Origin of the sequence: Serratia sp. PL17, assembly GCF_017832355.1 — a bacterium.
Classification (GTDB): Bacteria; Pseudomonadota; Gammaproteobacteria; order Enterobacterales; family Enterobacteriaceae; genus Serratia.
Genome location: NZ_JAFIBY010000001.1, coordinates 876,948 through 888,589 on the forward strand (window position 1 = coordinate 876,948; position 11,642 = coordinate 888,589).

15 protein-coding genes are annotated in these 11,642 nt (G+C 48.0%); 7 read left to right on the forward strand and 8 right to left on the reverse strand.

The annotated features are described in order from the left end of the window. Positions 1-59 precede the first annotated feature (59 nt). From JOE25_RS04310 to JOE25_RS04345, 8 genes are all read right to left on the reverse strand, one after another. On the reverse strand, positions 60-1,187 hold the full coding sequence (locus JOE25_RS04310) for a phage integrase Arm DNA-binding domain-containing protein (protein WP_209632875.1): 1,128 nt from the start codon (positions 1,185-1,187) through the stop codon (positions 60-62). Further along, a complete protein-coding gene (locus JOE25_RS04315; RefSeq protein WP_209632876.1) occupies positions 1,168-1,413 on the reverse strand; it encodes an excisionase in 246 nt (81 codons plus the stop codon). The genes JOE25_RS04310 and JOE25_RS04315 overlap by 20 nt, the downstream gene beginning before the upstream one ends. A 261-nt stretch (positions 1,414-1,674) precedes the next feature. Beyond that, a complete protein-coding gene (locus tag JOE25_RS04320; RefSeq protein ID WP_209632877.1) occupies positions 1,675-2,178 on the reverse strand; it encodes a siphovirus Gp157 family protein in 504 nt (167 codons plus the stop codon). Further along, entirely contained in the window at positions 2,175-4,292 is a 2,118-nt protein-coding gene (locus JOE25_RS04325) for a hypothetical protein (protein ID WP_209632878.1), read from the reverse strand. The genes JOE25_RS04320 and JOE25_RS04325 overlap by 4 nt, the downstream gene beginning before the upstream one ends. 14 nt (positions 4,293-4,306) lie before the next feature. Then, positions 4,307-4,627: a hypothetical protein gene (locus JOE25_RS04330; protein WP_209632879.1), complete on the reverse strand. Its 321-nt coding sequence runs from the start codon at positions 4,625-4,627 to the stop codon at positions 4,307-4,309. Positions 4,628-4,725: 98 nt separating this feature from the next. After that, positions 4,726-5,163 (reverse strand): hypothetical protein, encoded by a 438-nt coding sequence (locus JOE25_RS04335; protein WP_209632880.1) that lies wholly within the window; start codon positions 5,161-5,163, stop codon positions 4,726-4,728. Positions 5,164-5,287: 124 nt separating this feature from the next. Further along, positions 5,288-5,581: a hypothetical protein gene (locus JOE25_RS04340; protein WP_209632881.1), complete on the reverse strand. Its 294-nt coding sequence runs from the start codon at positions 5,579-5,581 to the stop codon at positions 5,288-5,290. Positions 5,582-6,393: 812 nt separating this feature from the next. Then, entirely contained in the window at positions 6,394-6,969 is a 576-nt protein-coding gene (locus JOE25_RS04345; protein ID WP_209632882.1) for a helix-turn-helix domain-containing protein, read from the reverse strand. 104 nt (positions 6,970-7,073) lie between these two features. Between JOE25_RS04345 and JOE25_RS04350 the strand changes: the two genes are divergently transcribed. The 7 genes from JOE25_RS04350 (at position 7,074) to JOE25_RS04380 (ending at position 11,638) form a co-directional block, all read left to right on the forward strand. Then, positions 7,074-7,310 carry a YdaS family helix-turn-helix protein gene (locus tag JOE25_RS04350; RefSeq protein ID WP_089187134.1) on the forward strand — a complete coding sequence of 79 codons (237 nt, stop codon included), beginning with the start codon at positions 7,074-7,076 and terminating at the stop codon, positions 7,308-7,310. A 10-nt stretch (positions 7,311-7,320) separates the two neighbouring features. Continuing rightward, positions 7,321-7,752, forward strand: coding sequence for a toxin YdaT family protein (locus JOE25_RS04355; RefSeq protein ID WP_209632883.1), 432 nt, complete (start codon positions 7,321-7,323; stop codon positions 7,750-7,752). Positions 7,753-7,967: 215 nt separating this feature from the next. Further along, complete coding sequence (locus JOE25_RS04360; RefSeq protein WP_209632884.1) at positions 7,968-8,198, forward strand: cell envelope biogenesis protein OmpA; 231 nt, start codon at positions 7,968-7,970, stop codon at positions 8,196-8,198. 39 nt (positions 8,199-8,237) lie between these two features. Next, a complete protein-coding gene (locus JOE25_RS26545; protein WP_245209694.1) occupies positions 8,238-9,167 on the forward strand; it encodes a hypothetical protein in 930 nt (309 codons plus the stop codon). Next, a complete protein-coding gene (locus JOE25_RS04370; RefSeq protein ID WP_085337051.1) occupies positions 9,168-9,566 on the forward strand; it encodes a zinc-finger-containing protein in 399 nt (132 codons plus the stop codon). It abuts the gene before it with no gap. A gap of 16 nt (positions 9,567-9,582) precedes the next feature. Beyond that, the gene (locus tag JOE25_RS04375) at positions 9,583-10,008 is read left to right on the forward strand and encodes a hypothetical protein (protein ID WP_209632885.1); all 426 of its coding nucleotides are present in this window, start codon (positions 9,583-9,585) and stop codon (positions 10,006-10,008) included. Between the two features lie 7 nt (positions 10,009-10,015). Beyond that, on the forward strand, positions 10,016-11,638 hold the full coding sequence (locus JOE25_RS04380) for a class I SAM-dependent methyltransferase (RefSeq protein WP_209632886.1): 1,623 nt from the start codon (positions 10,016-10,018) through the stop codon (positions 11,636-11,638). Positions 11,639-11,642 lie beyond the last annotated feature (4 nt).

Sequence of the window (11,642 nt, forward strand, 5' to 3'; positions counted from 1 at the left end):
TTCTTCTGCAAAACCCCTGCAAAACTCTTCTGCAAAACGGTATGAAAAATAACCGTATTTTACGCCCCTACAACTCTCCATTCTTTGCCTCGGTCATCGTTGTATCGATCAGTTTGACGCTGGCTTTTATGCCCAAGTAAATCCCGAGTATTGATTTTTTGTTCCCGGTATAAGCGTTCGGCCAGCGAACGGATTTCGTGAAAGCTGGGCGGAGTTCCTTTGCTCCAAGACAATCCAGATAGCTCACGAATCTTTTTAAAACTTGTGCTGATAGTGTTGGGCTTAACCATGCCCCCACGCCTGGCCATTGCCGTGTTGTGCGTGTAGTGGACGAGGTAAGGACTGACAATATGATCTCGACACTGAGTGATTACCTGCTCCAGGGTCATGCCAATGGCATCACAGCGAAGCGAAAGGGGGATCGCGACCTTAGCCCCGGTTTTTATTTGTTCAACGTGTAGATGCCCGTCCCAGACGTCAGAAAACTGCATTTTGCTGATGTCGCCTTGTCGTTGGGCCGTAACGAGGCCCAGTAACATTGCATTTTTCATGTACTCTAACGGTGCTGGCGTCACGCTAAGCATGGTATTGAATTCATCTAAAATCATACGTTCACGACCTATACGGTTATGTGGGTTTTTCGTCGCCTCGGCAGGGTTGTAGCCTGGAGGGACTTCGCCGGCATGTTGCGCTTCTTTGAAAACATCGATCAGTGTTGTCCTGACCACCTGGGCCATTCTGGAGTGCCCCTGTTTTTTGTAATCATCCAGAATGTCCGCAATATCGCGGGTATCTACATCGCGGATCGGTTTAGCCGCCAACGCGTTACGCATCGCTTTAACTGGTGCGATTTTTTGTTTAACGGTGTTTTCAGTAATTTCATTGGCTGTTTTGCGTTCCTCCTGGATAACCAGATAACGATCTAGCCATGTTGAAACGCTGATGCTCCCGCCAACAGCACGGCTCAGTTTGTCCCGCACGGCCAGTGTGTTTCGCAGTTGCTGTTCTGATAATCTGTTATTAGCTTCGATTGCTATCGCTTTTGCTTCTTCGGCATTAGTCCCTAAACCATGGACTGCACCGGTAAGGGGGTGCTTATATTTCCAATATATGCGCTGAGTTCGCTTGTCAGTGCTGCAATAAAGTCCTGGAATGTTCAATGCAAATTTACGAGGCCTGCCCATCATTTAAAATCCTCAACAAGCGGGGATCGTCGTTTTTCTTTGTCACAGGTTTACATGAAAGACCGATATACCTGGCCCCTTTGTCAACGCGCCAATAACGACCGGCTTTCTTCGCCGGTGGTTCAATCATGTTGTTCTTTGCATAAGAAAGAATGGTTGTATAACTAGGGCAATCGTCTTCGCCGAACTCCTCTTTAGCCCAGTCCATTAATAACTGAGTACGTGCCATTGGTCATACCTCGAAGCGATATGACCGACCAGCAGAGTAGCGCGCTGGTCGGTACTGTTTTGACTTTTTAAAATCAATTCTAGACGCGTAAAAAAAGCCGCCCTTGTATAAGCATTTTTTTCATTTTGCCATTACCGGCAGAGCCCACTCTGACTCTCTTCCCACTGAGTGCTGATATGTAATAGAGCTGGCCGCAGTCACGCAGGTTGCGCAAAACTTTTTCACCTCGGACTGTTCGCAGACGGCAATAGATGGCTTTTTTCATCGCACTTGCAAAGCTCGTGGGCCAGTTTCAAGGTGCGCGCCTTTAATTTCAGTACCGGCCAGGATTGCCTTTTTAAGTTCATCTTTCTTCACCTTATTAACCACTTCAGTGAATGATTCAACGAACTCATCCGGCAACAGCTCCTCGTCATCGATAACCAACGATTGAGAGCCTTTACGTGCAGTAAAGGTATTCAGATCCGTTTTAATCGTGTCAGAACCGGAGGTGAGCAGACATTCAAGGATGTATTTTTTAAGCAAGGCAGCCTGATTATCCCAACTCTTTTTACGAGCTGCGAGGCGTTTTGATTCTGCATCGCAGACGTTGGCCTGCCCCTCAAAGCCGCGCACAACAGCTATTGTTGCGTCCAGTTTGTCACCGATCATTCCCTCAAGCCCTTCGAGGGTGTCTTTGATCATTTCTGGGGTAAGTTCGCCGTCTTCGGCTAACGCCTGCAGCTTTTTCATCTCAAATGCTAAATCTATTGTTCTGGCGCTCATGCTTCTTTCTCCTCTTGAAATTTAGCCAGGCATTCCGCTTTAATTTCTTCCAAACGTGTCAGGCGGCTTTCGAGATATTTAGCATGTCCTGTATCGCCGATGGCTTTGGCGCTCTTAATGTGGGTGCCAATAACACGTGTTAGGGAAGAACTTATTTTGGTTACCTCGCTGCTGCTGATAGCGCTGCGCATTGTTTCGGTATTAGCCTTGAACCTTTCATCCAACTCTTTACGAAGTCGAACCGAGTCTTCCGCCTTATCACTGGCATTTTTAATACTGTGTTCATAAGCGTTATCTTGTGAATACTCGGTGTCATCGAACATCCCCAAATAAACGTCAGCGCTAAAGCCGAGTGATGAAAGTGCTTTGGTTGTGGCATCGGTGAGACTTTTTTTACTTGGCTCTTCGTCAACACTCAGGCCGAACCTGCTGGCATAGAGGTATTTGGTATGGCCATAGGCGATGATCTCCCCACGAGCACCGTTATGGACGTACCAAAGCATGATTTTCATTGTGTGGTTGAGTGACGTCAGGATCTTACCGTCGCCATCACGCATGACTTTCTTGCCAGTTTCACGACCAGCACTATCAACAACGGCCTCCATGAGTGGAATTCCGGGATCAAACCGTTCTTCCAGAACGTCCACACCCCAGCCAATACCAAATGGACCAAAAATTTCAGTGGCTCGCATATATTGATATGTTGGGCGAATGCTCGTCACAGTGCGGATAACTTTGCCGCTATTATCCTTTGTTTCCTTCTTTTTGGTTCGTGCGGGGTCAGTTCTTTGGACGCGCTTCCAGATGTCGAGGTTTTTAGCTGCATCACCTTCTTTGGCGGCAAGTTCTCGTTCCAAGACTGCGGCGCGGGTTTCGAAATCGTCCGCTGGTACGGTATCTGTATCAACTGGTAACGGATCTGCCGGTTTTGGTGCGGTTTTTGGCTGTTCTGTTGCAGAAATTGGTGGTTTTTTCTCGCTTCCAAGTGTTTTTGTTGCAGCCTTTGGTTCTTGAGCCGCGCCCACCAATCCATCTATGCTGAACTTACCTCCACCCAGATTGTGCACTTCCGTTTTTTCACCATCATTTGAGGCGGTTGTTTGCGTTGCTTCTGCTGCTTGGCTTCCCTCGGTATTTACTGGTTGGTTTGCGTTGTCAAACGTCATCCCACAGTGTTTAGTTAGGCATTCTTGAATAAACTTTGTCCGCAACTCAGTCCTCGTTGCGAAATCTGGATGTGCTAAACCAGCGCTGAGAAGGTCATAAATAAGTTCCCGATCAACATCCAGAATACCTACGATGATCCGTAGTGACATACTCCATGCACGCCAAACAGGATTACGCTGTTCTATCAGCTCTTTTGCTGACTTAACATCAGCTGCTTTGGCATTTATTGGGTTAACGCCGATGATAGCTAGGGCAACTTCGTTATCGAGCATGCTGTATGTTCGGGTGATGTTGCTCTCGGTCGATTGTTGCCGGTCGCTATTTGCTGTGTGCACCCAAGAATCGGCAAATTTTTTCACTTCCGGCCACGAGACCATGGCTGGCGACTTCGCCTGGATTGCTTCGATCAGCTTTTCAACTGAGGTAACCAGCATTGATTTAACTTGAGGGACGCGGGGCAGTGCGTCGACGATGGCGCGTAGGCGTGGTTCCGCTTCATCATCATTGATCAGGTCATACGCGTTGGATAAATGTTCCTGATCGACTGTCTCCGGCTCTGCTCCGTACATAAGTATATAAGCGACACGAACATCGACAGGCAGTTCGAATATCGTTTTTGAAGTAGTGAAAGTTTCTTCCTCCTCCTCTTCTTCATCATCAGGTAAAACGATGGGTTCGAACTCTTTGGTTTCATCGTTCCATTGGTTGAACGTCATCCAGTCAGCGTCAAATGTATCAATTGGCGGACGGGGTAATCCTTCGCGGTCAGCACAAATCTTTGGTTTGAAAAAGTTATTGGTGGAATCTGGGAATGATTCTTCCAATAACATTGTTGCTTTCATTTCTGCCAGTTTGGCGTTTTTTGCTTCGACTGCGATAGCTAACGCAATTGTCCCATTAGCAGCTGCTGATTTCTTTGGTGGGAAACCACAAGTAAATAAAGGCATTGGTCATTCCTCGCTTACAATTCTTTCGAAATGGATTTATGTGCTGTTAGTAATTCATTAAGTACGGCATGTGGTAAAACATGCCTCAATGAAATCGCATCACAGTTTTTTACCTGCTCAACTGCCAGTGAAAGCAACTCTTCGACGGTAATGAAGCCGACTTCCACCAAATCTTTAACGGTTGAAATAACCGCATTATTGGATGTAGTGATTATTGCCTGCATCGGCGGGTTGCTTTCTGAACTGACGATGTTCACAGAGCAGGCTAAAACGCTAAATGTTGTCTTTCTCATCTGAATCTCGCTATACTTGCGGCGTCCAGTGGTGGAAGCCATTGGTCATACCTCGCAGGAGTCGGTTTGGTCGCTGACTCCGCCGTCACCGGGACGTTAAGCCGGTAGACTGGCCCGCCACGTGCGGGCCTTTTTACGTTTCAATCGCAGTAACTTCGGCTGCAGTGCGGGCAGCCAGTGACCAACTGAGAACTAGCACGACGAACAGAAATACCGGTGACGGAAAAGCCATTATCAATTCGTACGTAAATATCCTTTTTGCAGCGAAAGCAAATGCCATCTAATGGCGCAAAGTGCGGAGCGTGTTTTTCTTCACAATATTTCTTTTGAGCTTGTCGAGCCGATTCGGAATCAAATACATTTTCAGTGTTCAAAAACTCAATACCTGCCGGAGTCGCGATAGCACCGAAAAATGGTACTTGGTCGCTACCGTCTCCCTCATATGCCATTGGCTTGCAAATATCGATATATTCAGGGTGAAGTTTCTGTATTTCACGCAATTGCATGGCGATGTGACGGGCATATATATCAGCCCCATCACGAATACCATCTAATGCTTCAATTAATCGTTGTTCCATATACTTCTCCTTTTGTTATTGAAATGCGCCCTGCGAGTTGACGCCCCGGATGGGAAACGCTGGACGCATATCAATAACTTTAAAAAGCCCCGCCAGCGACGGCGGGGAAGACTACCCACAGCAATTAGTGAATGGAGACAACGCTGATACTGACTGAGCGAACCGCCTCTTTAGGAGTTATTAAGTCGATCTCTTTGCTCAGTGGTATGCGTTCAAAGCGACGGATAACAGCTTCAATTGCACAAACTTCACAGTGTTGGTAACCAATATCTTTACCGCTATGTGTAATAGCAAATGGGTGTGGGTTTTGATGTTCATTTTCTTGCACCGCAATATAACCAGCAGTTTCGCCGTTAGAAAAAACCTTAGCTACGTTATTGCTGATTTGTTCTAATTTAAAAATTATGGTTTTGCTCATTGGTCATACTCCAATTTTAGGTAATAGGATTCCGTGGCTGAATTACTCAGCAAGATAAAATATTAAGTAGGGTGCCGGTTACGTTTCCGGCGTCATAATACCTGCCTCTATGGGCGGGAATATACGACCGTTCCCTGGTGTTGCATTTTCAATGAGTGCCGGCCGGCTCGAAAAAAGGTGGAATGCTACGAGTCTCAAATGGAGACTTAATTGCTCGTAGATTTCCTGTAGGCTCGAACCGATATACTTTGCAGTGAATATCGTAATGAGCCACCCATGCTGCGCCGGTGCGTTTATTACGATATCGGGCTTGTTTGCCGCTATGTGGAATAGTTGTGTTGATCATTGGTCATACCTCGTTAATTCTCCGCGATCCGGGCGCGGTGGGTGTTAGTACGTTAAGTTGCGAATCAGAGGCGCTGCCGTTGATCCGCCGCTCATCTGCACGCGAACGCGGCTTACTGACGGCTTGGCGCGTTCATCGCCGGTGTAGCTATTGAATGTGCATGGCCCCAGCACAAGGCGGGGAACGCCGCGAAGAATTACGGTTTCACCGACTTTTGGATGCTTGCGATATGTCTTGCGGCGTTGTGCTGCGTTCATCGTGTAACCCTCTGCTGTGTGTGGTTGCCATTGGTCATACCTCGCCGTCTTTCCGGCTGTCAGAACTTTGTACCTGAGCACTGCTGTGCTGTTGATGTGCAAATTAAACATTAAGGTTAATTAAAATGCAATCATTATGGTTATAAAAATTCGGAGGGACGAAAAAAACCGCCAGCGAGGCGGTTATAAGTTATTGAACTTGTTAATATTTACTGTCTAATTTTTTTTAATTCTTCAAACATCCTGTCAAAAAAATCAGCTTTATCCTTCACTAAATCAAGGATTTCATCTTTGGCTTCATTGGTAAGTTTATGAAAGTAATAAAGTAATTGCTTGTCTTGGTCTGTCATCTTTTGCGGAGAGGATGGGTCATAACCTAGGTCTAGATGATTTACAGGTAGCCCATATTCCTTTTCAATCCGGCGTGCTGTCTTGTCAGTGAATGCAGCAGTGCCATCAATCAACCGCTGGAAAAATTCAGCTTCCCCTTGAGGAAGGCCCCCGTGGTTATCGAACCATTCAACCAGCCGTTTTCCACGATGCCCGTTAAGCTCGTGCAGTTCAGGCCCACCCTCAAGTATCCAGTCAACTGAAACGCCCGTAGCCAGGGCTATTTTCATTGCAGATGCTTTACCAACTTCTCCACGATCGAACCATTTTGTTACCGCTTGAGGCGTAACGCCGGCTATACGAGCGAGTTTCGATTTATTGAGGCCGCGCATCTCAATAAGTTGGAGCAGTCTTTCTTGGATTGAGCTGTTTTTATCAACAATTTTTTCTTTCATATCATGATTATAAGCATTTTGTTTACACCATCAATTAATCATGTTGTTGACATTTGATGTAACCTTAATGTTTAATTTGGTGGTCATCAATTTGGGAGAAGCATATGACACCGTTAGAAAGAGCAATAAACATCGCTGGGAACCAAACGGCCCTGGCAACTGCACTTGGCGTTGAGCCAATGACAGTGAGCAACTGGAAAAAAAGAGGAGTACCTCCTGCTCGGTTGTTGAGCATTTTCCTTGTTACGGGCGTAACACCTCACGAAATTAGGCCGGATATTCATCCGACTCCTACCTCTGGCATCCCCGAAGATCTGCAAGGTAGCAGCATTTCTGCTTAAGGACTGACTTATGGAAATCAATTATGAAGCGATCTGCATTGAGCTACGCCGCTGGGCCAATGCAACAAAGCGGGAGACGGTGGCTGCTGAGATTACTCAGCACTATTTCGAATTGGGTGGCGGTGATCTGCCGTTGTATCCGATCGAGGCTCCTGGGGCGACACATAACAACATGCAAAACATTTTCCGCTGGCTGGATAGTGGCAGTAGGAAGGCGAAAGTGAAAATCGAAGCTTTAAAGCCTGCAATTTTTAGGGCGTTGGAGCAACGGCGTTACGGAACGCTCCAGTACCTGGTCGCAAGGGCGCAAAAGGAGTTCGCTGAGGCTGTCGGTGCAGCGTTGCTGGAACTTCCGGAAGCTGACCAGGAAATCAACGACGCAATAGAAGCGTTGCATGTATTGAGAAGCAGACCCCATAGCGGCATCTATTGCCGGGGATAACGAGGTATGACCAATGGCAAATTACTGTGAAGACTGCGGCACGAAAAAATATAGCAGCGGGTTCTGTCCAAACTGTCAGGAAGAATCGTGCATTTATTACGACCAATACATGAATCCTGATTATCTCGGCGATGGGGAAATGATGACTCCACCTGACGCTGATTCTGAATTTATGCGGAAGGTTCGTGAACAAAGCATTTAACGAGGTATGCCCAATGGCTAATTTTACGAAAGAACAGGTTGAGACGCAGATCCGCGATCAATTAGTGCGTGATGGTATTTCAGTTGATGTGGCTCGATCGGCGGCAATGCGAGGTGCAGATCACTATACGAGCCGTAAGAATGCAACTATCGCAAGTAGCTTAGCGGTCGCTAAAACCTATGCGAAGCCATTAAAGCGGGTGAAAGGGAAGCCAAATTGCAACGCCAACTCTCGCAAAAAGTAACGCTGTCAGCGTTACAAAATTAATACAGTCGAGGCTTATATGGCATCAAGTTGGATAAAAGTCGAAGTAATTACTCCAGATAAGCCGGAGGTATACCAGCTTGCGGAATTGTTGGAATTAGATCCCGATGCGGTGCTCGGTAAGCTAATCCGCCTGTGGTCGTGGGCTGATCAACAAACAATCGACGGTAACGCAGACTGTAACGCAGTGAGCGTTACTAAAAGTGCGATAGATCGGATCACTTTTGTGAGAGGTTTCGCCGAAGCAATGCTGAGAGTTGGGTGGTTGGCATTGGATGGCGAAAAACTGATTTTTCCAAACTTTGAACGTCATAACGGGAATTCCACTAAAAAACGGGCACTTACAAATAGGCGAGTTGCAAATTTACGCGATTCGCAACGCAGTGAAGCACCAAATGGTAACGCTCAAGGCGTTACAAAAAAGACACAAAAGGAGTTACCAGATGAAGAGGAAGAAGAAGATATAAAAGATCCCCCCTTACCCCCCAAGGGGAACGGGGAGGGGCAATTTGATTTTAATTCGATTGAACTACCTGAATGGCTATCGCCTGAAATATGGCGTCAGTGGGGAGAGTTTTGCATCGAGCTGGGGAAACCGGTGAAAACAAAACGTGCGGCAATGGCGAACATTAAGCGGCTGGAGGAGTTTCGGCAGCAGGGGCATTCACCCGACTCGGTGATTTTGCACTGTATCGCGAACGACTGGAAAACGTTATCACCACCGCTTGTTTCGCATCCGGTATCAAATTTTATTGATTTCGATGGGGCGTTCAACCGGCTAATTACTTCTCGCAAGAAGCCTCAGAACAGGGCGGAAGAAATTGCCAAGGAAAAATACTCGAAAGCTGGATTGCGGATGGCGAAAGAATTCGAGTGCCGTAACGCATGGCGGGGCTATTTAAGCCTGGCATACAAAGAAACCGGCGAGCAGCCGTACGTGGGAGGTTAGATGGAAACAAATACTATTAATCGGCTAGTGACGTGTGATTACTGCGGGAAGCCTGCCGCGCTGGTGAGGGGCTTTGTTATTTACCCGCATCGGAAGGATTTGGCGAATGGGTATTACTGGTCATGTGATCCATGTGGAGCCTATGTCGGCTGCCATCGAGACAGTAACGCAATGCCACTTGGCCGATTGGCGAATGCCCAGCTACGCGCCGCCAAGCGGCTTGCACACGCTGCCTTCGATCCTTTGTGGAAAGAGTTCGGGATGAAGCGGGCGGACGCGTACCAATGGCTGGCTGAGCAACTCGGCATTCCTGGGGCTGAGTGCCACATCGGTATGTTCGATGTCGATATGTGCCGCCGTGTGCAGCGCGTAGCGACGGAATACAAGAATTCCCTGTAAGTACGAGGTATGACCAATGGCAGTAGAAATTAACAAATTAATCAACGAGCGTCGTATTGGCGTCGATGATGGGTGCGATTACGGTGCGGTAATCATCGATAACCTGAATGCTGCGGCACGAGCAAGGACGAGAGCGTGTTATCAACCACCGGCAAAGGCTCCGTTTGTCTGTCGGCCTCAAGGCGATGACAGCCCTGTGGTGAAGATTGGCAACCGCAATGTATACGGGCGCAAAGTCATTACCGGGATTTATCAGCTCCATCTTTCTGGCCGCACTCCAGTTCAAATCGCCCGACTGCTGAAGATGCCGTTACACCGGGTAGAGCATCTACTCCGACGGGGAACCAGCGTCCGCCGCGAAATTTTCCGGAATGTGTCAACCCAGCCGTTGCCGACAGAGGCTGAAATTATGCGCTGCCTGGCGGCTGAGTCGAAGGCGTGAGGTGAGCATGAGCGAATTAATTTTAACTGAGGAGTTTTTTGCTCCAGCAGCCACCGATCTCGTTGATGGATTATTGGGGCAGTACAAGCATCTGCGCGCTGATATTGAGCAGATGGCGGGTGTAATTAGCACGCATCATGCATCGGTGCATCATTTTCTGGAGGGGAATCAGAACCAAGACCGACGCCATTATATCGGGAGTGTCGACCAACTTTTTAAACTCGAAGGGGCCATTGCGAGCCTGAACTCTACGTTTTGGCAAAAAGCTCTGAATATGACCGACGTGTACGAATATATGCCAAACAATCGCCGCACAGAATGGAATGAGCAGATCCGCGAAATGAAAACGCCGGATTTTGAAGAGGAAACGGTGCGGCCAACAATAATGGAACTGCTGAACTCTCGGCAGCAATTTTTCGCTGAACGTGTAGACGGCATTTTCCGCGCCCTTTCCGGCGATCATGTTACTAACCGACCGGAGGGCTTCGGTAAGCGCATGATCCTCGCGCGCGTGTTTAACGAGTACGGATGGACCAATCACGATGTGAGTGGTTTTATCCAGGATCTCCGGCAGGTCATTGCTAAATTTATGGGCCGTGATGAACCCCGTTGGCGTGTAACCGATGACGCGCTCCAGGAGGCCCGTATCCGTCACGGTGAATGGCTGACGATGGACGGTGGCGCATTACGTGTCCGGGCCTATCTGAAAGGAACTGCGCACCTCGAAGTTCACCCCGAAATGGCCTGGCGGCTAAATTGCATTCTGGCGCACCTGTATCCGATGGCAATTCCGCCTCAGTTCCGCCAGAAACCGAAAAAGAAACTCAAAGATTTCACTTTGATGGACAAGCCGCTACCGTTCGCCGTTCTGGCGGTGCTTTCGGGTTTGAAAGCTGAATATCACACCCCGATACGACGCAACAAATGGGATGATCCTACACCACCACTGACAACCAATCCGTTTAACCGCAGATTCGATTGGCAAGATGAAGACAAGGCAATCCGCGGACAAGCCGGCAAGGTGTTGGAAATGATCGGTGGTGTACTTATCAAAGCCGGCCCCCAGAAAAATATCAACATCTGGGAGTTCGATTACGACCCATCCCGAGTGCTGGGTGAGATCGTTGCATCTGGCTGTATTCCAGACTATCAGTCGCACCAGTTCTACCCAACCCCGGAATCACTGGCCGAAAGGGTTGTATGTGAGGCCGAAATACAGCCGGGTGAAAAATGCCTGGAGCCGAGTGCTGGCACTGGAAACATTGCGATATTGATGCCGGCAGATCAAACCTGCTGTGTGGAAATATCGACCCTACATTGTCGGGTGCTGGAAGCTAAAGGATTACCCGTTGAGCAGGCCGATTTTATCAAATGGGCTACGTCCACCACCGAGCGTTTCGACAAGGTGGTAATGAATCCGCCTTTTAGTGAAGGGCGAGCCAAAGCACATGTGGAAAGCGCTGCCTCATTGGTAAATCGGGGAGGGCGTATGGTGGCGATATTGCCTCTGGGTATGAAAGGGAAAGAAATATTACCCGGCTGGAAGGTGAGATGGTCAGAAGAGATCAGCAACGAATTCGCGGGAACAAGCATTTCAGTAGTTATTTTGACAGCAGAAAGAGAGGTATGACCAA